We start from the raw sequence: 25,705 nt of genomic DNA on the forward strand, positions 1-25,705 counted from the left end.
CATTAAACCAATTCAGATATCAAATTATTCAAATTATTAACTGTATTAGCACTATGATTCTCGGATAGAAATGAAAACATTAAAAAACTCAGCCATTGACCTACTCATATGGCTGAGACTCATTTTCCGTATCCTATAATTGTATTTTTCTTCGGTTAACTCTGGCTAAAGCTACCTTTCTATTCGATGCTACATTTGAGTATATTATAAAAAGCTAAAATCAAAAGTTAAATCATAAATTGCATTCAAATTATCCTCCGTTGGAAATTAAAGGCCTCCAAGATACTCCCGATTCTGTTGTCTCCTCGAGCACATGGAAAAGACTCTGGATTTTCAACACGAACGAAAAGCATCATCCAGGGGTCCAACGAGAAAATGTTCAACAGAAATGTAGTAGCCATTTATGGTTATGAAAACGGGCCGCGTAACCTGCAAGGCAGTTCTGTGGAGATATCATGTTGGCATATGTGAATCAACAAGGATTAATGGCAGTCGGTAAAGTTATGGATGTAAAGGTTGAACCTGGGGTGGGCATTTTCTTCGACGACGAGACGGGACAACAACTTCCCGATGAATACCATATTGAAGTGGAATGGAGCGTTAAAGACTCCCCCTGTCACCAATGGAGAAGCTAAAAAATCGGTTACAATTTACCTGTGCGTACTGTGTTCGGGAAGCTGCATAATGGTAAAATGGCACAAAAAATTGTGGTTGAATTGAATATACGTTGAGGTAAACCGGTGAAAGAAAAGGGACTCTAAGTATAGAGTTCTTTTCCATTCCTAAAAAATCGGTACCCACTAGCGTTGCATAGCTGTAAAAATACTTACAAACAATGTCCCCTTTCCTTCCCTATCACTCTATATAGAGGGTGAAAGGAGGTGATTACATGGCTGCAACAATCGAATTTCAACACGCGGCGGGCCGCGTTTTCTTCGACGGTGGTTTGACAGAGGACGGAAAGATCATCCGTAAATCGAAGACGTACCGCTATATCAAAGAAAATGCACCAGCTGAGGACTTGTACAAAGCGCTGGAGCAACTTGGTCGGCTCTCAACTTTGTTGTTCATCGGAGCGGATATCGTCGAAACATCGAGTTTGATTGACTAACCAATAAAGTAATGGGAAAAGGAGGGATAAAAAATGGCTAAAACACTACAATTGAACTTCAACACAGCAAGCGGGAAAAGGGTGAGTTTGACGGTGGATGAACCCCGCGCAGATTTGACGCCGCAAAGCATCGAAGCGGCGATGCAGGAGATCATCGCTGCGAATGTATTCGAAGTAAACGGCGCTCCACTCGCAACAGTTGTTAGCGCTCGGGTTATAGAGCGCAATGTAACAGAACTTGTAAACGGCTAACAAGCAGCAACGACCGGTTCACCAGTTTTCGGACTGGGGACCGGTTTTTTTATGTATTTAGAGAGGAGGAAACGAGATGGAACAATGGATGAGTCTCATACAGGAAGTCGGTTTCCCGATATTCGTATCATTCTATCTTTTGCACCGGCTCGAAACAAAACTCGTTGCGATTCATGATGTGTTGGTTTCATTAAAAATGCAGTGATCTTTAATCATCTCCCATCAATGGAAATTTCAGTAGGACTACTCGCTCGCGTTGCGTTGCTGGGTACTAGTTGAACTTAATTTGGAGAAAGGAGGGAGTTAATGTTTATTAAACCATGCGAGGGTCGTGTCACGTCTCCTTTCGGTTACCGCATCCATCCGATTACGCATTTGCGAACGATGCATTGGGGTGTGGATTACGGAAATACTTCTTCAAACAATACGATCGTTGCAGCAGCTGCTGGGAAAGTTACTTTTTCTAAGTCTACAAATGGTTATGGCAACACGGTTATGATTGTCCATGCAATCGGTGGAAAGACGTTTGAAACCGTGTATGCACATCTACATTCTATCGGTGTGAAAGTCGGGCAAATTGTCGAACAGGGCGAACGTATCGGCGTGAAAGGTACGACTGGAAAAAGTACAGGGATCCATCTTCATTTCGAGGTCCACATTGGTCGTTGGAACAACAAGTTTACGAATGCGGTTGATCCGTTATATTATGTTGTCGATCATGAAGTAAAAGAAATACAAAGCTTGCTCGTCAAAATTGGTTACAAGATTGCTGTGGATGGACTAAACGGGCCTGCTACAAAGTCCGCGGTTCAGTCGTTTCAAAAGGCTTTTGGACTTGTTGTAGACGGAATTCCAGGGAAGTTGACGACAGCTGCACTTGCTAAAGTGGCGAAAGATAATGTGGTCATTGGTGCCGAGGTATAATAAGTATGAAAAAGCCCAATTGCTCATTTTTATGAGCAATTGGGCTTTTTCGAGTGAGTCTAGGACTAGTTTGTTGGACTCTTTGAGGTTTTCGTTGGACTCTTGGCCGAGTTCGTTGGACAGCTCTAGGCTTTCGTTGGACACTTCGAAGAGTTTATTGGAAACCTCCCTGTTTGTTGGACACTTTCCTGAGTTGGTTGGAGACTTTGCGAAGTTGGTTGGACAGTTTCCGGGCTTTGTTGGAGACTTCCTTGTATGTTCTGAATACCTTCACGTACAACGTACCTAAAAAACTATTCAAGTATCTTTACTACTCCGTTTGGTCCTACTCTAATATACGCGTTTTCGAAAAGAACAAAGCCCTTTCATATAGAACTTTAAATTTGTACGAACTTCTTAGAAATTGTACTACGTAGTATCCGCCAACGCGGTAGTATGCTCCATTCCCTCTCACTGGATTTTTTCATTTAATGCGCTTGCCATCTTCTAAAAAAATCATAAAAACTTTTTTCACAACATTGTCCCCTAAATCTCAATTCCCTTCTATATAAAGAATAAAGGGGATATTCTTTATGACAACTTACCTAACGGAATACGCACACTTCACAAACAAACACGATTTAGACGCAGCAACAAGGCAACACGTACTCACGAACTGGAACGACATGAACCAAACAGAGCGGGCTGTTCTTGATATGATCCGTCGCTACTCCGTTAAATACGGTGCTGCACATTTGAAACACGAAACAATCGAAAAGGCTATCAAGAAATCCAACGCAACTGTACGACGCGCCATTCGCAAATTAGAAAAGCTTGAAATTATCGAACGTATTCACTATATCCGCCCAGTCATGAGCGGTCTAGGCGCTAACATTTATGTCATTAAACCTACTAATGACCAGTCGAAATTGAACACCCCAGAGAATGACGAAAAGCCTTCTAGCAGTAAGGTTGAACCCGCTAATCTACAAACCGAAGCTTCTCTTTCTAAAGCGATAAAACCTAAAGACCTTAAAAGAACGTCTCCTTCGGAAATTGTGCCTACTACACTTTTCGGTAAAATGAAATCTCTTCTTTCTTCAACAATCGGAGAAAGTAAATTAGCACGTAATTTTTACGGCGTCTACCGGAAACAGTCCCTGCAAATGCTGAAATTTAGTATTCACGAAGACAAAGGAGAACTGTTCGAGCAATTAGCCATGCATGCCCTTCGTATTGCGGTTCAAACAACCAAACAGAAAAAAGTCCGGAATCTGCCCGGCTATTATTCAGGTGTTTTGCGCGAACTCATCGGCAAGGCTTTATTCAGCGAGGCTTTTATGGATTATGACGTGCCAGTTGAGGGATTTTTCTGCCGATGAAATAAAGTACTAGATTCGCGTTTCCAACAGACCGATTAGCAGCATAAAATAGTCCCATATCCTTTGCAAAATGCGAAGTTTGACGAGGGTTAGATGAGACGGTAACAAGCACATTTGCTGACGAGCAACTGGCGACTAACTGTCTCCTAACATCTAACAAGAACTTAAAGAAAAATACTAGTCGCAAACGAGTTTTCTCTACGTGGCTGTCAATTTCACTAACAAAATCATAGTCCTTCGGAAATCTGAGGAGGTTGGTTAGAACAGGATGCGGATAGTTGGCATCTACGGGCTTTTGTTGGACACTTTACGGCTTTCGTTAGACACTCGGCCATGTTAGTTGGACAACCCAAAGCTTTCGTTGGACACTTCGAAGAGTTGGTTGGAAACCTCCCTCTTGGTTGGACACTTTGCGGCTTTCGTTAGACACTCGGCCATGTTAGTTGGACAACCCCGAGCTTTTGTTGGATCCACGGGTTATGACCGTTCAATCCATTGTTAATAAAATAAAAGAGAATAGATACATACCTATTCTCCAGTTCATAAGTATGCAATTGTAATGAATTGACTAACTAACAGCACGCATAACTACCTAAATGATGGATCCTCACCAATCACCATACAATTCTATCATCGAAACCATTTTCCCTATCATATAACTCCTTTTCCTGATGCCTCAAGTTGCTTACGCTCATCAGCGTGTGGAGGCGTTGATATTGCTTTAGTATGGTGTTTTTCGAGACTTTTACGGTAACGGAAATCCCTGCCATAAACGTTATCACTGATTGGCCTTTCGCCACTTCGTGAACGCTGATGTGATGATTAAAAATAAAGACACAATCCGGACTTTTTGATGATTTTGTCGGAAATACACCAATTTTATTAGGTTCGATAATGAACGGCGGTTTCTTTGAATAATTCAACAAAACCGTAGCAACATCTGTACGTCCTTGCCAAGTTGAAGAATAATTAATGCACGCCTTATTGAGTAGTTCCAGCGGTGTTAACACAGAGTAATAAATACCATGTGTTGTAATAATTTTACTTTTATTTCCCCCCATGAAAAATGCTTTAACTGCCAATACTGTTCGATTAATTAAAAAAGAATCACACATCCGCAAATCAACATCCTCCTTTTAACCCGTTATAAATGTATGATAACATTTACCCATAAATATTCAAGCTGTTTTATCCGAATATGATGAATATTGTAATTTCTGTGCGTCAAATGTCATTTTTCGCTACCTATTCATCACGTATGGTGCGCCAAACGTCATGAACGCCCATTGGATTCCCTATTTCAAATGCACTACGATGTAGTCACCCGGGAATACAAAGCACCGTGCACGGTCTGGAAGGCCGCACAAATGATGACTTTTGAAGATGTTTTGGAGCAGTATGAACCGATGATTTCTGCATCTATTCGCAAATTGAATATTCACCGCAACCATGACAGTTTCAGGCAGGCAGGAAGAGTCGCATTATGGCAAGCATGGAGCCGCTTTGACGAAGCGAAAGGGAGTTTCATGCCATTTGCTTATCGAAGCATACGAGGTGGCATGCTCGATGAATTAAAAAAGGAAAACGTATTTGAAAAGAATATCACGTTGATGGAAGACGAGTCCTTGGCGTATATAATGGTGCCGGAAATCGCTGACCAGCATGAAGCGCTAAATAGACTTGCGGATGCACTAGACGTGTTATCCCCCGCCGAGCGGGAACTTGTGCAATGGCTATTCATCGAAGGGTATACGCTTACAGAATGTGCTGAACGAATTGGAATTACGGTTGAAGGGGTTAGGAAACGAAGATACCGATCACTGGCGAAATTGAGACGTGTATTGACCTAGAAAAGCGGAAGGCGCCGTTTAGTCCCGAAAAGCGCTGGAAGGCTTGACGAGAAAGGCGGACTTTGCCTTTTCGGCAAGACTGAAGCGACTCGAGGGGCTGCTGTTTCATTTGGAAAACGGCTTCCCAATTTATCCGGGATTGAAGTGTTAATACTTCAATCCCGGATATGAAATTAGTACAGATAACTCGACTCCATACATTTTGCAGTAATGATTGAATATCGTTACAGTGCTGCTAGGACTTGAAGTGCAACACCGAACCCAGAAATAAGTTCGATTACATCGCCAACACAACAGCAGGTGGTGGGAAATTGGATTGAAAATAAAAAAAACTCCAGCCATATTTCGGCCAGAGGACTCCTTTGGTCCACAGACATTGCTTTTCAACTAGAACGTCTCATCCAATTTCTGAATCTCTGAGTGAGAAATTAAGTATACATTGCCAAAAATGTCGATTTTGTCTCCCTTTATACGTAGAGCGCAATCCTTGTTAGACGCATAAATATTCATTTCTTCCGATAAGGGAGATAGTTCGCTTTGAACCAGCGCCATGTTATTTTCAAGATCAAAATGAGACAGGACGGAAAAATTGTCAAGACCGATTCCGTCGTAAACAGAGCTCATTTCAACTTCATCTCCAAAGTTTTTCGAGCATAACCATTTAGCGGACATGTTGATTGCTCCAGCGCTTGCTCCCATCACAACAGCGTTGCTTTTTTTAATCGAATCCGATAATTCATAGTCCGTCAAAAAACGATTTTGATTAAGAATATTCCCACCCAATAAGAAAATCACTGAAGCATTTTGAATTATCGTTTGGGCATCTTCCTTCTGTACGCGATAATTGATTAAATGATATTCATCAAACATAATGTCAGCCTGGTCAAGCCACGAGCGTTCTGTAGCACCATCATCTTCAAAAATAGATGGATTCGAGCTAATCATAGCAAGCGATTTTCTATCAGTTATATCCTCCTGTAACACCCTACCCAGATTCTTTGGGAAGAAATTGCTAAACCAACCTAAATAATAGTGAGTTTTCATAAGTACCCCCGTAGCAAAGTATAAATAACATTAATTTACTGCGTTACCCATTTTGATTGCAGAGAATTACAAAGAATATAGTTCTAGTATTTTCTCTATAGCTAAGTTATTCGAGTTACTCATATCAACAAAATAGGGTAACTGCCATTCTTGAGTTTTCATCGCTTGTTTACTTGTTGGACTATCCCAGCTAGGATAGATTCTTATTGCCATTTTCCCCATTGTTGAACTGGACCTAAGAATGTTCTGCTTGAAAAGAATTTCTTTCGGAAAAATAAACTGCCCGAATTCATTTTCATTTTTAAAGGTAGTAATCACTAACAAATCCGGTGCTTTTGCATATGAATAGGCTTGATTTTTATTTTTTTCATCTTTTTCCCAAAATGCAACAAACTGCCCTACTTTGGCAGGCGTACTATTCGCAACTCTGAATCGAACTGTTCTAGAAGATAATTCAAATGTACCCGCACCATACTTAAAATTTTGTTTTTCTTCTTGTATCGACTTTACAGTTAAGTGATTGGGCTCATAAATGATTTTACTTACATAGGTTAATGCTGTATAAAAGTTGTTCATTTCTTCACTCCTAAAACCTTTACCTAAATGGCGGTCCGTTTGTTGAATACAGTTCTTATTGAAAATCAGTTAAATTAGTACAACAAGTATATCAATAATGTATGTTTTTCACATTAATCATCTAGAAAATATGAGGCCGTAATCATTGAGCACTGAAACTATTTTTTCAGGAGTTTGTAGTAGTACTGCTAGGGCTTGAAGTGCAACACCGAACCCAGAAAAAAAGTTCGATTACATCGCCAACACAACAACAGGTGGTGGGAAATTTGGATTGAAAATAAAAAAACTCCAGCCATGTTTCGGCCAGAGGACTCCTTTGGTGCACAGGCATCGCTTTTCAACCTAATGAAACAGCAAGAGTACCGATTATCTTCTCCAAGTTTTCTTTACCAAGTAATTCGACAGTCCTCGCATTCTCTCTAAAATCCGTAGCAAGAGCAGCAGACGCGATGTTAATTAAACCTGTGCATGTAGGCGTTTCGACGTCTAACATCAGCCCCAATGATTCCAGCAATACGAGACCTTCGGGAACGTCTTCTGTTATAAATCTTGAATCCGCTACAAATGGACCTTCTGGTGAACTGTTTTTAGCATATGTTAAAAATGCTTCTTTCGCATCAATTGTTTGATTTTCAAAGTTACGGAATTTGCAGGCTTCCACGTAAGACAATCGTTCCAATCCTACTTTCTCCAGCACATCCATTTTTTCTTTATCGAGGCTTTCTACCATATTCCAGACGTGGGGTGTGAACACTTCTTTGTACATCCAATAGTCGCCTTCAGTATATTCAATTCGAGGAATACTCATAATTCCTCCGATCGTATGGACAATTAAATTGGGGTTGTGGAGAGCAGCTTCGATGACTGATTCGAGGTAAACAAAATGATAGTGTAGCGTATTTAACTTTTCCTGAATAACTGCTTTATCTTTTTCCGTATAGATCGCAATCGGATTTCTAACATTTTTAAACAATATCTTCACTTTACCAGGTTCAATAATTCTACAGTCAATTGGTGAGCTTTGTGCTTCAACAATTGTAAAGCGCTTTTTCTTTTCATGTTTCAAGAAATAAGCTGTCGATAAATAGCCCGGCTCCAGCAACACGATTTGGTCTTCATTCATGAAAGGTAATATACGTTTAATAACTTGTTCATGGTAATTCGTTTGTACATAAATGATAATTATTTCAGCATTTTTGATTGCCGCCTCAACATCCGTCGTCACTACATCTAGAGATACGGTATTTTCTTCCTTGCCATCCACAATGGTGATTTGACCTTTATTATTCGTTAGGTAATCAAAATTTTCGTTATGCAAACTCTTTGAAGTCTTTAACAAAGTGACTAGATGACCCTTACGTTTTAAATCAGCAGCGATTGTTGTTCCACCATGTCCTGCTCCTACAACTGTGATTCTCATAAAAATCCCTCCAGTAATTTGATCAATTCTATGCAACTCTTCAAATGTTTATCTTCCAGAAGTTTCCTCCTTGACTATTACTATACCACTGTTTTTATTATTTTTCATTTATTCCAAAAATAAGAAGACGTGTGAAAGTTAAAAATCGGTACCTAAAATTAATTCATCATTGACAGAACAAACTGAATAGTGTTATGCTTAAATTCCAATAAAATGCACTCTGATGCTGTCAAAGGTTATCAGAAAAAGGCGATCATTCTTCATGAATGATCGCCTTTCGCAATTTCTATTTGAAATTTGGTACCAGTTCAACAAACAACAACTAGCAATTCATGCGGTTGTATAAAAATTCATATAATATTAGATATTGTAGTAAATACCTAATCAACGTCTTATAAATATGTAATTGTAGTGAATTATTGAAATATAGGTGGCAAACCAAATCAACCACGGGTACCTGAGATTAAAGGCAGTGGAAAATTGGATTTCAAAAAACTCCAGCCATGTTTCGGCCAGAGCACTCCTTTTATTTACTTTTTAAATTGTCTGACTAGCGTCTGAATTATGCGGTGCACAGGCATCGCTTTTTCGCTTTTTAATCTTAAGAATTTCAAACAATCGTTCCGCAATTTAGTTTATTGCCCTCAATTTCACAATGAATAACCGCTATTCGGTGACATGTTGTACATCTTCTACTATCGTTTCTTTACTTTCTACTATCTTGAAAAACTCTTCATTGTTCGATCTGTATCTTGAGTCATTTGCTGTCGCAAGTGTAGCTATACCCCCAGCAATTACCGCTAGTACTACACCGATTGGGCTGATGTAATACATCGGGAAATTAAGTAATATGCCCAAGGTGCAATATATTAATCCTACAGCCATTGATGATATAGCGCCAACGCTATTGTATTTCTTCCAATATAGGGACATCAATATCGGAATTGCCACCATGCCTGTAAATGTAGATAGGAATAGAAGTGAGTGTTGGATATTTCCTATAAACATAATGCCTAAGGCCAATGTTGAAATGGCGAGTAAGAAAAGGAAGAGTCGTGAAATACGGATCATATACCTATCACCCTTATTTTTCGCCCAATATCGACTCACAATATCGTTTACAATAATTGATACTGCTGAATTCCAGACAGCAACCATTGTACTAATTCCCACCATCAGGAGAGTTACAAGTAGGAAACCTTGCAGAAACGGATTCGCATATTCGTTAATCAGAAGAGGTAGGGCTTGCTCCGGATAAGCGAGATTTGGGAATACGACTTTTGAAAGCATAGTTGCAAGTACAACTATTCCATAAAGAGCGACAATGAAGAAAGTGTTTAGCAACATTGCTTTATAAGCTACGCTTTCACTCTTAGCTGAGAAAATCCGTTGCCCATACCAGGGCGCAGCGATATAAAGGAAGGTAATTTGCAGGCCCCAGGTCATTGCAGTTGCAAAATTAACATCAGTGTCCCACACAGGAGCCAAAGAGAGCAATTTAGGCTCAAATACTTGTGATAAGTTGCCGAATCCTCCAGCTGCATTATAACCAATAAACAAAATTGCTGGTATGCCTATTAGAATGAGAATGAAAGCAACAACATCAATTCCAATTGCAGTCATAAGTCCACCCGTAACACTCAGCAATAAACAAATTACGACAAGAACTACGGAGAATATTATAGGATTTACACCTAATAGTACGCTTCCGATTACAGTAAGACCAGCTAAATAGGAAGCTGGCGCTAACCAAGTATAAAACAATGTAATTATCGCACTTAGAAAACGAATAACTTCGCTTCCTTTTTCATTCTTAAAACGCTTATCAAAATACTGCGGTATAGTTGAAATGTTCAGTCTCCTGTATTTCTTAGATACAGTAAAAGCATAAACTAGAAATACTACGATGAATATTAAAGATGTATACCACAACCCAACTGTTCCAAATAGGAAAGCTACCGAAGCACCCCCTATTAACGTAGCCGTGTTAAACTCTGCTGCTACTAATGTTGCGGTAAGTGCAAAAAGCCCCGTGTTCCTGCCTGCTAGATTATAATCTTGGTAGCTTTTCATTTTCCGTAGAGTACCGAGAGAGACCATAATGAGGACACCCAATAACAGGAAAACCATTATATATTTCACAACCATTACTCTCACCCCTATTATTTTGTATAAAAAAAGCTAGTAAAAAGAAATTTCACTAGCTTTTAAGGCTGTAGTTACAAGTCTTTTATTAATTTCAATCCAAACTAACCCATATACTTTTGACTTCAGTGTAATTCTCTAATGCATATGATCCCATTTCTCTACCGAAGCCTGAATTTTTAAATCCACCGAAAGGAGATGCCGGGTCAGTAGCATTGTAGCAATTAATCCAAACAGATCCGGATTTCAGCTTATTTGCGATGTTATGTGCTTTCGTAATATTTTCTGTCCAAATCCCCGCTCCTAGCCCAAATGCAGAATCATTGGCACGCTCGACAGCTTCGCGTTCTGTATCGAATTTTGAGATGACTAACACTGGTCCGAATATTTCTTCCCTAGAAACTCTCATATCATCTTCGACGTCTGCGAAAATTGTTGGTTCTACAAAACATCCTTGCTCTGAAGCTCCTCCCCCACAAACGAGCTTAGCCCCTTCCGACTTTCCAACTTCAATGTAATCCATTACCCGGTCCTTTTGTTCTTGCGAAACAAGGGATCCCATAGTAACGCCAGATTGCAATCCACTTCCAAGCTTTACTTCCTTCGTAAGATTGACTAGTTTTTCCACAAACTCATCATAAATGCTTGAGTGAACATAAGCTCTTGATCCAGCACTACATACTTCGCCTTGATTGTACATAATTCCAGCAAATACACCTTTCGCAGCCTTTTCTACATTGGCATCTTCCAATATAATGTTCGGTGATTTTCCGCCAAGTTCAAGAGTAACTCGCTTCATCGTATTGGCTGCTTCCTTCATAATAATCTTCCCTACTACTGTAGAACCTGTGAATGCGATTTTATTAACCAATGGGTGCTTCACAAGAGCAGTTCCTGTCGTTTCACCATGTCCATTTACAATGTTTATCACACCTTTAGGAAATCCAGCTTCTTGAACTAATTTCGCCAAGTAAAGTGCTGACAATGGAGTCTGCTCTGCTGGTTTTAAGATTACTGTGCAACCCGTGGAAAGGGCAGGTGCGAGTTTCCAAGCAGCCATCATGAAAGGGAAATTCCAAGGGATGATTTGTCCAACAACGCCAACAGGTTCATGGCGAGTATAATTCAAGTAATTACCATTAACTGGGATGTGTTGACCAACCAACTTACTCGCCCATCCACTGAAGTATTTAAATTGTCCGATGGCATTTGGGAGATCATTTTCCAAGACTTCTGAAACTGGTTTACCATTATCCAAACTATCAATTTCTGCAATATATTGTTGATGTTCTTCAATAAGGTTAGCAAGTTTATAAAGTAAGTCACCACGTTCAAGTGGTGTCATCGTTGACCATGGACCATTTTCAAACGCCTCTCTTGCTGCATGAACAGCATCTTCTATATCTTCATCCGAAGCTTCATGTACTTCCGTCAACACTTCATTATTTGCAGGATTCAGCGTTGGAAATGTTTTGTTATTCGAAGACGAAACAAATTCCCCATTTATAAATAGCTTTTTTTCTTCTTTCAGAAAATCCGATACGACTTGAGAAATCTGTATAGTTTGTACTGAATTCAAGTGAATCTCCCCTTTTTAATTTTTTCAGTTCGCACTGCCTACTGCTACTTTTTCTTTATCTGAATTTAGTTGTTCGTTTGAGCGATTAGTTCCAATTGCTTTCGTCAAAATGTCCTTAATATCTTTTCTTGTAGCACGACGTGGGTTTGCTCCCATATATAGCTCATCGTTGAATGCAATATCCGTTAGAATCTCGATGCTATCCTCACTTACCCCAATCTCACTCAGGTTTGACGGAATTCCGACTTCATTCGTTAATTCCTTCACTCTCTTCACGCCAGCTTTTGCTGCATCTTCGACAGATATTCCCCATGTGTTTACTCGTAGTGCCTGAGCGATATCTGCGAACTTCTTAGGGTTTGCAATCCAGTTGTATTCTAGGACATAAGGAAGCAGGATAGCGTTTACGATTCCGTGAGGTGCATCATATTGTGCTCCGATGGCATGAGAAATCCCGTGAACAAGACCAAGTCCACCATTTGACATTCCAATTCCAGTCGTCGTGCTTGCCTGAATCATCCGATTCATCGCTGAAATGTTAGTTGTATCAGAGGAAGCTTCTAAAATTGCCTCACCAATGACTCTCACTGCATGAAGGTTTAGAGCATCCGTCACGATGGAACCATTCCGAGAAACATATCCTTCAATTGCATGTGTTAAAGCATCCATACCAGTTGATGAAACAAGTGAACCTGGCATACCGATTAGCAGTTCACCGTCGAGAATCGCTGCTTTAGGGAACAGAGCTTCTCCAAATACAAGCTTTTTCGTTTTTAAGTCGCTATTATCCACAGTGATAACACTTGCATGTCCACCTTCACTACCTGTCCCTACTGTCGTAGCCACTGCGAATACTGGTAACGGCTCATTTGAGTAAAGATCGAAGCCGAAATAGTCGTCAATGGACCCACCGTTTGTAAATAGAACTGCCAAAGCTTTAGCTGTGTCAATAACACTTCCGCCGCCTACTGCAATAATGTTTTGAATGCCATCATCTTTATGCTTTTCATAGATTGCGTTTGTCGCAGTTACACTAGGGTTTGGTTTTACGTCATTAAATGTCATCGATTTTTCTTGAATACCTGGAAGACTATCGATAACTTTTCTAAGTATGCCAGCTCCCTCAATCCCTTTATCGGTTACAAATAGAACCTTCCCTTCCCAACCATATTTAGCGATTGCATCTTTCAAAAATTTAAGACTCCCTGATCCCGTATAAAGTGTTGTTTTTGCCATAAACTCCATATTGTTAAATTCACTCATTGTAATGCAGCTCCTTTTCCATTGTTTTATTATTTTCTTGGTAAATATCTACTAACTGAAGATATAACTCTACGGATTTCTCTAAATCATCGATTGAAATTGATTCATCCGGTTGATGTGCCAAAGTTGGGTCACCAGCTCCACAAATCAAAATCGGACCATCAAAATGCTTTCTAAATACAGAACCATCTGTGTAGTACTTTGCACTTCGATTTTGTTTGCTCTTTAGATTCGTCCGTCGGAGCTTTTTGATGAGAGCGTTTTCATTTTCGTTAGTTAATGGTTCAAGATTCTGAAGAACCGCGTAATCTGATTCGAATCCAACATTTGCATCTGATAGGCTAGCTATAATCGCTTCAATCTTATTAAGGATTATCTGGTTTTGTGAAGCTGTGACGGTACGAAAATCTAAATTTAGTGTGCAATAATCCGGAACTACGTTCGTAGCAACACCCCCATTGATGACATTTATACTGGAACTCATCATTCCCAATAAATCATCAACATCATCTAATTTTAATTTTTGAAGTTCGTTCAGAATATACATCATTGAATCAATCGCATTAATGCCTTCCTCGGGCATTGAGCCGTGTGCAGTCTTCCCGTAAGTCCTAATTTCAAGCCACAAGGCACCTTTATGAGCTTCGTATAAGTCCAAAGAACTCGGTTCAGCTATCAATATAGCTCCAGGATTTTCGATTAACCCCCTTTCAACTGCTGTTCGGGCTCCAAGACAATCAACTTCTTCTCCAATTGTTCCAACGAAAATAACATCTTGTTCTAAAGGGAACTGGCTTTCTTTCAAAATCAACATCGTTTCGAGAAGAGCAGCCACTCCGCCTTTCATATCCGTTGTTCCCCTACCATAGATTCGTCCATCCTTTATTTCTGCACCGAACGGATTGACTGTCCAAGGCTGTTCACCGATTGGTACTGTATCTAAGTGTCCACTAAAATATAATTTTTTTAGTGTTGAATCTTTACCTCTTAAAATTACAACAATATTTGAGCGATTTTCATCGACCTGATGCAACTGACATTCCAAACCTTGGTCTGAAATGAAATCGTAAATTAATTCGGCTAGCTCCTGCTCATCACCTGGAGGATTAACGGTATTAACCTTCACCATCCTCTGCAAAAGCTCAACCATTCTATTGCTATTCAATGTGAGTACACCTCCAGAAAGTTCAGATAAAAGGGATTCTTTAGTCTATTTATCTGTTAAAGAAACTATATATCATATATAATTAGACTTGTATACAAATAAATACGAATTTTCTTGTACTTTTGAACAAAGAGGTGAAAGAAATGCTATTCAAAAAACTAATGGAGTTAAATTTACTCGAGGAATCGGAAGTATTGACGACCTGTCCTTTTAGGTCTCAAATGAGAAATGTTACCTTTATTGACTCGCCTGATGGAAGCCATTGGATAAAAGAAGGAGACTTTATTTTAACAACCGGTTATTTCGCTTCGGGAACGGATGATTGGGAAGTAAGATTTCACGAATTTATAAAGGGATTGATTGATAGGGAGGCGTTCGGCCTGGGGGTTAAAATTGGTAGGCATATTCCTTACTTACCGAAGGAAATCCAACAGTATGCGTGCGAAAATGACTTTCCAATTATTAAATTGAACAATAAACCAGCCTGGTCCAATTTTTTATTGGAAATTACCCATGCACTATCGGAAGCAAAAGATGATGAGATCTATCAATTGAATAATATTTACGAGAAGTTCCATAACCATCTGAAGAATAAAGGAGATATGCTGCAATTAGCGAAGGTACTCTATAGCATCATCAAAATGCCATTAACCATTTATTTCAAAAAAATGAACTTGAGAATCGATTATCCTGAACAACCAAATCATAACATTAACTTGGATTATTTGATCAGCACCGCTTTTAATGGAATCAGCAATCAAATTCAAAGAGTAAAATACGAGCAGACTTTATTTTTAATTAAATGGATTAATGAAAAAAATACACTTGAAGGTGGTATATTTGTTTGGTCAGGCACAGACGAGCTTACTCCGAAGATTAAAATTGCGGTTGAACAGGCCGCGATCATTGCAAACTTAGAAGTGGAGCACCAAAATATAATTAACGCCATCGAACAAAGGCATCTAAACGATTTTATTCTTGAACTGGTCAATAACTCATTTGAGTCTGAATACTATGTGCAAAAAAAGATGAAAAGCTTCGATCTGAAAGTCGCAAATGATTATCGTCTACTATTGATTCACATTGAGCACGATAACCAAATCTTTAAGGAAAATTTGATCCATAAGGTTAAATTTATGAAAAAATTTGAGTTAAACCAAATTTTAGTAGGTCAAAATTATGACAGCAATTTTATTATTCTTATACCAGAGGATTTTTTCGAATCTACCACAAATGAACTGTTTAGTTTCATAGACACCAACTATTCAACTATAAAAATGAAATGCGGGACTAGTCGTCCATATTCCATTTTGGAACTTTCCAAAGCCCACAGGGAAGCCAAAATATCATTGATGATTTCAAAAGAAAATCAAGTTAGTGAAGAGAAAATTATTTCTACAAACTTTGAATGTTTGAACCTTGAAAGAATCATCTTTTCAGAAGAAGCCATTGAAGAAGCTAGAGAAATCTATAGTGAAACCTTGCAAAAAATTATTGCATATGACAATAAAAACAAATCTGAACTGCTTAATACATTATATAGTTATTTGGAATATGATCTTAATGTAGAGAAAACGGGAAAAAGGTTATTTATCCATAAGAACACGGTTAGGTATCGACTGAAGTTAATTTCAACACTTCTAAGTGCCAATTTGGATTCACTTAATACAATTATTCTTCTCAGAATCGCATTTACCTACTTCCATTTTGTAGGTGATTACAGAAGTAAGTCTTTAACATTAAATTCAAACAAATCAACTGGTAACCCGACAAAATGATTAAGATTATGAAAAACAAAAAACCATTTTGACAATGAAAGCACACTTTAATGTTTTTGGGACTATGTTCTAAGACTTTAAGCTGAAGAATGCGATTTATAATCGTATTCTTCTGAGATTAATAATCTTTGCCGTCATCGTGAATCTTTTTGATTAAAGGTGTCGATTGAATTTGGACATACTTAGACAAAAGAGATCGTCGTGTTTCTAAACACTCATATGTTTCTCCCGATTTTCCTAACGCTATCGTAAGCCCCACTCCGTATTGGAATGAAGGCTAAATGAATAATTCATAATTATAATATACATTGGAAAATTAAATGGAAACGGTTTCGTTTAGGAGACTCCCTTTTTTACCGACCATTATACTAAACTGTCAAAATGGTATTTGAACTGCGCGGTTCACCGTTTCCTTTTCACCTTCAATCGACTCTTTGGACATTTGCACTAGCTTGAGATAGGTGCCGACAATCGGTTCACCATGATTCAACTTATGTTTTTCGGTCAAGCCATTGGCTGTCTCTGTTTTTTCATAACTAATTGTGTGCCCACTAGCGTTGCATAGCAGTAAAATAATGATTTTTATGTCACTAGCTAATAAAAAGAAGTTCAAATAATGCAAAAAAAGGGGTTCCTACTGTAAAATAAAACTGACGACTAATCAGTTATCTACTCTACAGAAAGGAGCTTCCTTATGAAAAGTGTAGACGAAAACTTAGTCTTTCGTCAATATTTATCTCTATTGCCAGTTAACATTTTGGCTTGTCCATTGATGAATTATGATGCGAAAAAACTAGCTGACTTTTCCCTTGTGAAAATCTTGATGATGGCCAACTTATGTAAGTGGGAAAGTCTTCGCGAAATCGAAGAAGGCATTCGGTCAAAAAATCTTTTTTGTTTTTATAGATGGTAAAATATATATTTTTTTACTATTTATGAATGCTATGCAATGCTAGTGGGTACCTGAAATTTAATCAAGGCTTTAAAAAATCGCCTGATGATATACTATGTTTTACAAAACACTCTTCATTGCTTCATTGATCATTTCATCAAAACTGTTAAATTCATCCACTATATTCCCACTCGGCTTGTCGAGTTCAAGGAATACATAATTGTCTATATCTAGGCAATACCAAGAAATACTTGAATCTCCAAAAAACAAATAATTACTATCCCATTCATTATCTCGCCAAATTTCATTCGCTCCAATAAAACCATTATTTTCATCATCAGGTTTCGCATTGTAGATAACTAATCCATTAAATTCTAGCCCATTTACTTTTTTTAGCAAATTTCCGTATTCACTTATCCATAGATTTTCACTTATATTTCTTGAAATCCACTCTTTTATAGTTTGAATATTTTCATCGCTTACAGGTAACATAATTGACTTTCCATCTAGTTTTTTGATTCTTTCAATATCAGCCAGTAATTCTAAAATCATGTTCTCAATTTCCTGGCGAACCTTTTCAATGAATACCAGCTTGGTGTACATTTGGAAATTTTGCCGGATGAATATTCCACCGCTCATGTTCTCCACCAAAGGAATTTTCAATTACATGATGAGCATCATACTTATCTCCTTTTCTTCTAATAATTTTGTAGGGAACTGATTTAGTTGTCAGTATCTATTCTACAGAAGGAGAATTTTATTGTATAATCATATAGATTACTATACTTATAAAGGTTTTAATTACTTTTATTTACTGCCATGCAAGGCTATTGGGCACCTGACACTAACTTATATAGGTGATTGTAATGAGTAAAAAGCGGTCCTCCACAGATTAGATCGTGGAAGGCCGCTTTTTATTATATACACAGTCACCATTAATTGTTGCTTACACATGATTCACTTAACCGTATAGAAATAAACTGAAAGGTCTATTTACCATTACGAAACTTTACGCATTGATCTCATAATTAAGGTTACAATGAACACAAGTATAATTGCTCCAATGAAAGCAGGGATGATGTAGAAATCAGAAATTTTAGGTCCCCAACTTCCAAGAAGCATACCACCAATCCATGCACCGATAATACCTGCGATAATATTACCAATAATTCCACCTGGGATATCTTTTCCCAAAATCATACCTGCAAGCCAACCGATAATCCCGCCAATTATTAAAAACCAAATGAAACTCATACTGTCCATCTCCTATTTTTTAGTTTAATATTTCGCTATAGTCTTCTTTAACCTTTATTACATCCCTTCAAACATTAATGAGGAAAAATCAACCTTGCTTTCTGCTAACAGTTCCTACTGCCAAGCCTGTAGTGGACCAGCGTTTACCCATGCCTATCACACAGAAAAACCTTGAAAGACACTTTGCCAATCAAGGTTTTTAAGCAATCACATTATATTTTAGGAATATCAACCATTTCGCCTGGGGATTTACTAATAAGTATATCAAGAAGGTTTGGGTTATTTTTTTTCAACTTATACTTTTGAATTTTTGTTAAACCAGGGTCAAAGGAAATATTCTGCGATTTAAATTCTAATTTTATAAGTTTGTTATAAATCTTATTCAAGAAATCTTTCCATTTCTCTAATGAAGAACTTGAAACTTCATCTGAATTATCTAACAAACGATAGCCGTCTGCATAATGAAACATTAGTAAACCCGTCCCTAAATCACAAGCCTCATTTTCTAAAATAACTGTTGGTACATCAAATCCACTATTCCAATTATAATTTGCTACAAAAAAATGGAGTATTAGTGGGTTATCTACCTTGCTTAACTGACTGATTAAATTATTTTTATCCGTATTATATAGCAACTCTTCAAGAAAATTAATATCTTTCTTATCCATGATATTTTTCCTCCCACTATGCTTTTAGAAATCTAATTTTCCAATTGCTTTAGCTTTCTTTCCCAGAGTACTATTGTTGCGCCTTGACTAGGATAAAACGGTAATCCTTTCTCCTGTAATTTCTTTAGATTTTGTTGTAAATCATACACTTGTTTTTGTAGACTATCAAAACTTTGATCAATATCCATTCTATTTAATACTTTTTCTACCACTTGGTTATAAACAGAATGATATCCTCTATGCCTAGACAATGTGCTTATATCATTATTAGGTATTCTTAGAAAAATCCCATTTGGGACGTCATCAAAATTCATTCCAATTTTTTTAATAACAGGATTCTTTGCCATTTCAGAAATAATAACATGCTGTGCTTGATAACCACTCCATTTAGTTGAACGTTTAAGTCCCATCTCTTCCATCATATTTTTCCCTAACTTAGTAGAGTCTCCTCCAGTTACGACACCAGGCTCTACTAATTGGTACAACGAACAATTCACGCAATTGAATAAAAGACCAAAGAAGATTAGATATTATAGTAAATACCTAATCCACACCTTATAAACGCGTAATTGTAGTTAATCGTCGGAATAGTATCATATGTACCTGAAATTAATTCAACTCTCCAACAAAACTAAATCATCCTTCGTAATTTCTTTTTCGAGCGCAAGCCTATTTTGTTTATTGCTCGCCACAGCCATTCGATAATCGACTTTACGCGTCATTTCTTTCGCTATTTTTTTAGCAAGACCGGCATTTCCGAAATGACTATCTCTACGCGCATAAATCTCTTCATAGTGACGAACTAATGCACGCTTTGCTTCATCTGTTATGCCGTACCCTTTACGATAAAGGTCGGTAATCTCCATTAATTCCTTTGGTGTATAATCTTCAAAATGGAGCGTTAGTCCGAAACGTCGACGGAGTCCGGGGTTGCTGTCTAAGAAACGATTCATTTCTTTTTCGTACCCTGCGGCAATTAAGAGGAACTCGCCTTGTCGATCGGACATTTTTTTCAGCAACACGTCCACTGCTTTTTTCCCGAAGTCATTCTCTCCACCACTCGCAAGTGTGTACGCTTCATCAATAAACAACGCACTACCCATCGCTCGTTCAATCAGCCCGGCTGTCAGCTTCTCCGTTTCACCAATATGACTACCGACTAAATCGCTGCGATCTACTTCAATCAGATCGCCTCGTTCTAATAATCCAAGCGCTTGATAAATACCAGCGAGCACACGACCGACCTCGGTTTTACCTGTCCCTGGTTTACCAATCAACAGCGTGTGGTTCATCAATTTCTCTGTAGAATGATTTTCTCGTTTGTAGTATCTCATTAATTCAATCATTTTATCTATTTCAGCCTTTACAGAACCAAGGCCGATAAACTGATGGAGTTCTGCACGTTTATGGGCGAGTAGTACTTCATCGATTGGAACTTCGTACGTCTTCACTCCACGCTCTTGTACCGCTTGTACAACGTCTTGTTCTTCAAACGTCGTCAATACCTTCTCCGTCCACTCTTCACGCGGAAGTTTCGCAATTCTCATCGACTGAGCAAGCCCGATTTGATCGTATAGTATACGTGCCATTCGAGCGTTACTAAATGTTTCATCGCGCATACGATAACGTTCCACGAACTCCTCATAAACTGCTTGTTTGGCAGCAGGAGTAAGCACATGGCTTCCTTCACACTGGCTAAGGAAGATTTGAAGCAACTCATCTGGTGTATAGTCTTGAAAGTGAATCTTTTCAGTAAAACGATCTTTCAATCCTGGATTAGACGCTAGGAAACGGCTCATTTCTTCGGTATAGCCTGCCGCGATGACAATGAATTCACCGCGAGAATTTTCCATTGCAGGAAGCAACGTTTCAATTACTTTTTTACCGAAATCATTACTAGAATTGCCCCCTGCTGCAAGCGTATACGCTTCGTCTATAAAGAGGACGCCACCCATAGCTTCCTTAATAATTACTTTCGTTCGTTCCTCTGATTCACCAACATGCGTTCCAACGAGATCTTCCCGCTTCACTTCAGTTACGTGGCCTGTCTTTAATAAACCTAGTTCCTTAAAAATCTTCCCTATAAGCCGAGCGACTGTCGTTTTACCAGTACCCGGATTACCTTGAAAGACCATATGAGGCGCTACCATCGGATTAGCTTTCATTCCACGCTCTAATTTGAATTGATTAATGTCGCTTACGTTTTTAAACTCCTGGATTTTGTCTTTCACATCTTCCAGTCCAATAAACCCGTTCAAACCATTCATGAAAACATCCACCTGACCAGTAGGTGATGAATCTACAGTAGAGGAATGTCCAGCACTGCCGCCTAATTTACTAGTGATTGGTGGAACCTGCAAGTCCGTATTGGTGAGCACAGGAACACTGTCATCAAAGCGGACTAAATCTCCTGCTTGGTTGCTCTCTAAAGAACAGTCGTTAAGAACCGGAACCGAACGCTCGAGTCTCAGCCCAGCCTTCTTTCCATTCATCACTTGCACCCCAGTGAATACAGCATCCGAACAATCTTGCAAGATGATTTGATCATCACGATGACCATGTACTCGAGTGACCGTCACTTCAGTACGCTCCACCTGACTCAAGACGATTCCTGACGATTTACCGTCATAGATTTCACACTCCGTTATAAAGACTTCTGCAGATTCCGTTGCTCTTATTTGTGGCCTTTTATGATTGAACAAAATGGACCGTTCTAATGAAATAACTACTTCAGGACCTGCAAGTATGCCGTTCTTATCGCCACTCGATATTTTACAATCGGTAATTTCTGCTTTAGCCGCAGCACTGAGTAAAACGTTGGTTCCCTTATGACCGAAGATGATGCAATTGGCTGCCGTCAACTCGGATTCTTTCACAGTTATCCCTGCACTATCCCCACTCTTTACTTCGGTCGCCGACAGAATTACTTCCGATTGTTCAGAAGCAAAAATCTGTACACCACTATGATGGCTAATAAGAGAATCCGAAATAGTCACTTGACTACTTGTCACGTAAATTCCTTTATTGTTTCCACTCTCAATTTCACAACCCAGAATCGTGAACACGCTTTGAGTAAACACAGAGAGTTGCGTCATCTGATTGTACTTCACTTCAGATTCGGTGAGTGTACACGTGGAATTTCCGGACACAATTCCTCTAGACTCACCGGAAAGGATCTGTGTTTTTGTAATCGCGAGTTTGCTTTGTTCGTTACAGGAAATTTGGTCTCCTTTTTGGTTTTTAAACTGCGAGTCGGATAGCTCAACTGATGAACCACTGACGTTCATTCCTTCAGCCTCACCATTTTCAAACGTACTTGTCTCGACTTCGATATGGGATCCATTCGTAAATGCTACATGCTCTAAACTTTGGTTTTTAAAGATACAATTTTTCAGGACACCCTTAGATTGATCACAATAGATTCCTTGGACATGTCCAAAATAGAAATTCGTACTTTCTACGTCCATAGAACTGTCTTGTTCCAAAAGAAGTTGAACCCCGCGATTTCCGATGAATGAACTTTTGGTGATTGTTGCTCGACTCGTTTCATACAAGCAAAGACCTTCTTCTTGCCCACTTAAAATTCCGGAATTCGTTACCGCGACTTCTCCTCCCCCGCGTACACTAATTTGTGCAGACTTGATCGTGTCTTCTACTATGCATTCGAACAAAGCCAAACGCCCTAGTACCTCAATCCCTTGTATGTTTTTTTGAAAGATCGAATGCTCTGCGGATACTTTTGCAGCTGCATCCACTCGCATTGCAACTCCTTGAATCCCAGAGAAAAGACAGTGGTGAAGCGTTACATCTCCTGATTCGATATGTAAACCATAGTCCACTGGACCAGTGCCTCCTCCAATACTGATCGATTCGATACGCACTTCTTCCGTTGTCGCGATACGAACACTTCCTGTTAGACGAACTGAGCTCGCTTCACCTTCTGAACCTCGAAGAACGAGCAGCTTATCGATGGTTACATGTTCATCATAAAAACCTTCACCAACTTCCACTGTATCTCCTGGTAGAGCTGCCTCTACTGCAACCTGAATGCTTTTGTAGTTGGATCCTTCACGCTGAGACACTTGAATAATTGCCACGTATCTTCCCACTTTCTATTAGTTAAGTCAATTGATTTCTATACTTTTTATTTTTCTACACACAATTATACGCGGGAGTTCTATCATCAGTTAAGTATACTAGTAAGCCTAGGAACAGAGTAAAGAACTGCTTGTGAACAAGAGTAGATAGCAAAATTTTAAGGTACCCTTTAAAATCGGTATTTGCGCAAGAAACAACGACGAATAATTCACACAATTGAATAAAAATGCAAAAAAAATAGATATTCTAGTAAATACCTAATCGAAGACTTATAAATATGTAATTGTAGTCAATTGTCAAAATAGTATTTTTGCACAGGTACCTGACACTACATCGCCAACACAACAAAAGGTGATGGAAAATTGAATCGAAAATAAAAAACTCCAGCCATGTTTCGGCCAGAGGACTCCTTTTATTCACTCCTCGAATTATCTGACTAGCGTCTGAATTGTGCGGTGAACAGGCATCGTTTTTTAACTTCAACACCATAAACAATCAAAGAAAATTAGCTTTATTCCAAGCATGTCGAGAAGAGCAAACTGCTGGGACAACGCTGTAATGGAGAGTATCTTTTCACACTACAAGACCGAATTTGAGCTTCATTATCCCATGAATAATTATGCACAAGCCAAAATTGATTTACTCAACTTCCGCAACTACTTTTACGAGGAGAGATGTCAAAAACGTTTTGGTTATAAGACACCAAAAGCCTTCTTGGAAGCGCACTTGATGTCTGAAAACTAGTATTTAACCGTGTCCGAAAAAAGGGGGTCAAACCATAGGTACCTGAAATTTTAAATTCAGACCAATGAAGGGTACCTGTGCTTGACATAAAGACAAACATTTCTTTTAACTGTATGAATACGCATAGGAGTCAGACAGACAACCATAAACCTGATTTTGATTGTATTATTATAAATTAATAGTGTATATTCTGACCTCCGGGCTCATCGGCCTAAAAATAAAATTGACTTATAAGTCTACTACACACCCCCCTCACAAAATAACCCATTATATATACACTATCGAATCACTAAAATGTAAAAACACACCACAAAAGATTAAAATTCACCTATTTTTTTCGACGAGTTGTGAGATGAAAGTAGTTAGACTATTTGATTTATTATCTAATAAAAATAAAATGCGAGGGATCTATATGACCAAAAACAGTTTTAAACTCGATTTACCAGAAGGGTTATCAGGAGAATATAAAATTCACGACGTCTTACATTCTCCCGGAATCAGTGACGCAAAAGTATTGACCGTAATTCATGATATGTCAGCGGATGGTTTAGGCCATGTTGTGAGGGTGTATATGTCGAGACAGGAGAACGATGAATTTATTTTCGACTTTGAACTTGAGGCATTTGTATTTCCAAGTCATCAGTCTGCGGTTTTATTTGCAAATCGACTGCCGAGCCTAACCGCACTAGAGCTGTTAATGGTTCAAAACAGATATGATTTTGAATTGATGACAGGTTATTCTCATATTTTCCAGTAAAGGTTGGTTTAGTTAGGTACATGACGGTAAATTTGAATAACAGTGATAGGGTGATCACTCAGTAAAGGTGTCACCACAAATTGCAGAAGAAACAGGAGTATTCATAAACTTTGTTCCCTTAGCTTAACTAGGCACTCCTCGAAATGAGCACGCATTCAATTCCAACTAGGAACTCCACTTTTTATCCAAGTATTCCAACACCTCTTATGGTACACTTTTCATATGAAAAAACTTCTCATTTTGATCATCCTACTTAGCATTCTATTCGTTTCTTCTGGACAAAGCCCTGAGCAGCAATCGCTCATACCTACGTTGGAAAAATGGTTGCCCGGAGAGCCATTCAAATCATCACTTTCTAAACTGCACGTGCCGTATTGGGGCATAATAGTTTCGATCGATGAACGAGGTTATTATCCTTTTGTTGAATTTCTTGTCAGAAAAAGTGCTCATTTCTTCACTTTTGGATTTATTGCCTCCATCATCTATTTAATTTTACCTAAACACATGTTCCGCATATTGACCGCCACATGGATAACACTTTTACTGGCCGCTGGGGATGAATATCACCAATCGCTGACAAGCGGACGGACGCCAACACTTCAAGATGTCATTCTCGATATCGCAGGAGCCATTACATTTCTCATTATTTTACGGTTTATTTTATTACTGAAACGCCCAAAAAAAGCAAGAAAGCGCTAGGATTTGCACAGCGAGTTCTTGCTTTTTTCATCGATAACTCTAATATGCATCAAAACTACTTGGGCATTGATTAAAATTTCACGGTAGCATCATCTGAACAAAAACACAAGCAGTTGTACTTTCTT

Annotated in this window: 26 protein-coding genes and 1 pseudogene; 12 read left to right on the plus strand and 15 right to left on the minus strand. The window is 38.7% G+C overall.

Annotated features, from left to right (window positions below; translation table 11 throughout):
- The first annotated feature begins 455 nt into the window (after positions 1 to 455).
- The 6 genes from H7992_RS20285 (at position 456) to H7992_RS20310 (ending at position 3,648) form a co-directional block, all read left to right on the plus strand.
- Positions 456 to 635 carry a hypothetical protein gene (locus H7992_RS20285; RefSeq protein ID WP_187045789.1) on the plus strand — a complete coding sequence of 60 codons (180 nt, stop codon included), beginning with the start codon at positions 456 to 458 and terminating at the stop codon, positions 633 to 635.
- A gap of 254 nt (positions 636 to 889) precedes the next feature.
- Positions 890 to 1,111, plus strand: a complete 222-nt coding sequence (locus H7992_RS20290) for a DUF1659 domain-containing protein (protein ID WP_187045790.1) — start codon at positions 890 to 892, stop codon at positions 1,109 to 1,111.
- Positions 1,112 to 1,144: 33 nt separating this feature from the next.
- Positions 1,145 to 1,363, plus strand: a complete 219-nt coding sequence (locus tag H7992_RS20295; RefSeq protein WP_187045791.1) for a DUF2922 domain-containing protein — start codon at positions 1,145 to 1,147, stop codon at positions 1,361 to 1,363.
- Positions 1,364 to 1,439: 76 nt separating this feature from the next.
- Positions 1,440 to 1,568 (plus strand): YvrJ family protein, encoded by a 129-nt coding sequence (locus tag H7992_RS20300; protein ID WP_082786727.1) that lies wholly within the window; start codon positions 1,440 to 1,442, stop codon positions 1,566 to 1,568.
- 101 nt (positions 1,569 to 1,669) lie between these two features.
- Entirely contained in the window at positions 1,670 to 2,287 is a 618-nt protein-coding gene (locus H7992_RS20305) for a peptidoglycan DD-metalloendopeptidase family protein (RefSeq protein WP_187045792.1), read from the plus strand.
- Positions 2,288 to 2,859: 572 nt separating this feature from the next.
- Complete coding sequence (locus H7992_RS20310) at positions 2,860 to 3,648, plus strand: helix-turn-helix domain-containing protein (RefSeq protein WP_187045793.1); 789 nt, start codon at positions 2,860 to 2,862, stop codon at positions 3,646 to 3,648.
- A gap of 614 nt (positions 3,649 to 4,262) precedes the next feature.
- Here H7992_RS20310 and H7992_RS20315 read toward each other — a convergent pair.
- Positions 4,263 to 4,763, minus strand: a complete 501-nt coding sequence (locus H7992_RS20315) for a competence protein ComK (RefSeq protein ID WP_255428718.1) — start codon at positions 4,761 to 4,763, stop codon at positions 4,263 to 4,265.
- A gap of 252 nt (positions 4,764 to 5,015) precedes the next feature.
- On the opposite strand from H7992_RS20315, the gene H7992_RS20320 reads away from it, so the two are divergent.
- Positions 5,016 to 5,498, plus strand: coding sequence for a sigma-70 family RNA polymerase sigma factor (locus tag H7992_RS20320; RefSeq protein ID WP_187045795.1), 483 nt, complete (start codon positions 5,016 to 5,018; stop codon positions 5,496 to 5,498).
- 387 nt (positions 5,499 to 5,885) lie between these two features.
- Here the strand turns inward: H7992_RS20320 and H7992_RS20325 are convergent, their stop codons facing one another.
- From H7992_RS20325 to H7992_RS20355, 7 genes are all read right to left on the minus strand, one after another.
- A complete protein-coding gene (locus H7992_RS20325) occupies positions 5,886 to 6,542 on the minus strand; it encodes a Type 1 glutamine amidotransferase-like domain-containing protein (RefSeq protein WP_187045796.1) in 657 nt (218 codons plus the stop codon).
- Between the two features lie 66 nt (positions 6,543 to 6,608).
- Positions 6,609 to 7,118: a MepB family protein gene (locus tag H7992_RS20330; protein WP_187045797.1), complete on the minus strand. Its 510-nt coding sequence runs from the start codon at positions 7,116 to 7,118 to the stop codon at positions 6,609 to 6,611.
- Between the two features lie 337 nt (positions 7,119 to 7,455).
- Positions 7,456 to 8,538, minus strand: coding sequence for an NAD/NADP-dependent octopine/nopaline dehydrogenase family protein (locus tag H7992_RS20335; protein WP_187045798.1), 1,083 nt, complete (start codon positions 8,536 to 8,538; stop codon positions 7,456 to 7,458).
- Between the two features lie 666 nt (positions 8,539 to 9,204).
- Positions 9,205 to 10,686: a sodium:solute symporter family protein gene (locus H7992_RS20340; RefSeq protein WP_187045799.1), complete on the minus strand. Its 1,482-nt coding sequence runs from the start codon at positions 10,684 to 10,686 to the stop codon at positions 9,205 to 9,207.
- Positions 10,687 to 10,777: 91 nt separating this feature from the next.
- Positions 10,778 to 12,262 carry an aldehyde dehydrogenase family protein gene (locus tag H7992_RS20345; protein ID WP_187045800.1) on the minus strand — a complete coding sequence of 495 codons (1,485 nt, stop codon included), beginning with the start codon at positions 12,260 to 12,262 and terminating at the stop codon, positions 10,778 to 10,780.
- Positions 12,263 to 12,286: 24 nt separating this feature from the next.
- A complete protein-coding gene (locus H7992_RS20350; RefSeq protein WP_187045801.1) occupies positions 12,287 to 13,525 on the minus strand; it encodes an iron-containing alcohol dehydrogenase in 1,239 nt (412 codons plus the stop codon).
- On the minus strand, positions 13,518 to 14,690 hold the full coding sequence (locus H7992_RS20355) for a M20 family metallopeptidase (protein WP_255428501.1): 1,173 nt from the start codon (positions 14,688 to 14,690) through the stop codon (positions 13,518 to 13,520). The genes H7992_RS20350 and H7992_RS20355 overlap by 8 nt, the downstream gene beginning before the upstream one ends.
- A gap of 143 nt (positions 14,691 to 14,833) precedes the next feature.
- Between H7992_RS20355 and H7992_RS20360 the strand changes: the two genes are divergently transcribed.
- On the plus strand, positions 14,834 to 16,468 hold the full coding sequence (locus tag H7992_RS20360; RefSeq protein ID WP_187045802.1) for a PucR family transcriptional regulator: 1,635 nt from the start codon (positions 14,834 to 14,836) through the stop codon (positions 16,466 to 16,468).
- 376 nt (positions 16,469 to 16,844) lie between these two features.
- Here H7992_RS20360 and H7992_RS20365 read toward each other — a convergent pair whose 3' ends face one another.
- A complete protein-coding gene (locus H7992_RS20365; protein WP_187045803.1) occupies positions 16,845 to 17,090 on the minus strand; it encodes a hypothetical protein in 246 nt (81 codons plus the stop codon).
- 72 nt (positions 17,091 to 17,162) lie between these two features.
- Between H7992_RS20365 and H7992_RS20370 the strand changes: the two genes are divergently transcribed.
- A complete protein-coding gene (locus tag H7992_RS20370) occupies positions 17,163 to 17,381 on the plus strand; it encodes a DUF4372 domain-containing protein (protein ID WP_187045804.1) in 219 nt (72 codons plus the stop codon).
- Positions 17,382 to 17,480: 99 nt separating this feature from the next.
- On the opposite strand, the gene H7992_RS20375 is transcribed toward H7992_RS20370, so the two are convergent.
- From H7992_RS20375 to H7992_RS20395, 6 genes and pseudogenes are all read right to left on the minus strand, one after another.
- Entirely contained in the window at positions 17,481 to 17,999 is a 519-nt protein-coding gene (locus H7992_RS20375; RefSeq protein ID WP_255428502.1) for a YrhA family protein, read from the minus strand.
- Positions 17,938 to 18,069, minus strand: a pseudogene (locus H7992_RS25165) (HNH endonuclease); the annotation flags it as partial. The pseudogene H7992_RS25165 and the gene H7992_RS20375, both read right to left, overlap by 62 nt.
- A 290-nt stretch (positions 18,070 to 18,359) precedes the next feature.
- Entirely contained in the window at positions 18,360 to 18,614 is a 255-nt protein-coding gene (locus H7992_RS20380) for a GlsB/YeaQ/YmgE family stress response membrane protein (protein WP_187045805.1), read from the minus strand.
- Between the two features lie 212 nt (positions 18,615 to 18,826).
- Positions 18,827 to 19,282 (minus strand): DUF4274 domain-containing protein, encoded by a 456-nt coding sequence (locus tag H7992_RS20385; RefSeq protein WP_187045806.1) that lies wholly within the window; start codon positions 19,280 to 19,282, stop codon positions 18,827 to 18,829.
- Positions 19,283 to 19,314: 32 nt separating this feature from the next.
- Positions 19,315 to 19,767: an AHH domain-containing protein gene (locus H7992_RS20390; RefSeq protein WP_255428503.1), complete on the minus strand. Its 453-nt coding sequence runs from the start codon at positions 19,765 to 19,767 to the stop codon at positions 19,315 to 19,317.
- Positions 19,768 to 19,896: 129 nt separating this feature from the next.
- Positions 19,897 to 23,379, minus strand: a complete 3,483-nt coding sequence (locus H7992_RS20395) for a right-handed parallel beta-helix repeat-containing protein (RefSeq protein WP_187045807.1) — start codon at positions 23,377 to 23,379, stop codon at positions 19,897 to 19,899.
- Between the two features lie 523 nt (positions 23,380 to 23,902).
- On the opposite strand from H7992_RS20395, the gene H7992_RS20400 reads away from it, so the two are divergent.
- The 3 genes from H7992_RS20400 to H7992_RS20410 all read left to right on the plus strand — a co-directional run bounded on the left by H7992_RS20400 (position 23,903) and on the right by H7992_RS20410 (position 25,580).
- Positions 23,903 to 24,124: an integrase core domain-containing protein gene (locus H7992_RS20400; protein WP_187045808.1), complete on the plus strand. Its 222-nt coding sequence runs from the start codon at positions 23,903 to 23,905 to the stop codon at positions 24,122 to 24,124.
- A 412-nt stretch (positions 24,125 to 24,536) separates the two neighbouring features.
- Positions 24,537 to 24,881 carry a hypothetical protein gene (locus H7992_RS20405; protein WP_187045809.1) on the plus strand — a complete coding sequence of 115 codons (345 nt, stop codon included), beginning with the start codon at positions 24,537 to 24,539 and terminating at the stop codon, positions 24,879 to 24,881.
- A gap of 222 nt (positions 24,882 to 25,103) precedes the next feature.
- Complete coding sequence (locus tag H7992_RS20410) at positions 25,104 to 25,580, plus strand: VanZ family protein (RefSeq protein WP_187045810.1); 477 nt, start codon at positions 25,104 to 25,106, stop codon at positions 25,578 to 25,580.
- The last annotated feature ends 125 nt before the right edge of the window (positions 25,581 to 25,705 follow it).

This window comes from Sporosarcina sp. resist, from assembly GCF_014302295.1.
GTDB classification, from domain to species: Bacteria; Bacillota; Bacilli; order Bacillales_A; family Planococcaceae; genus Sporosarcina; species Sporosarcina psychrophila.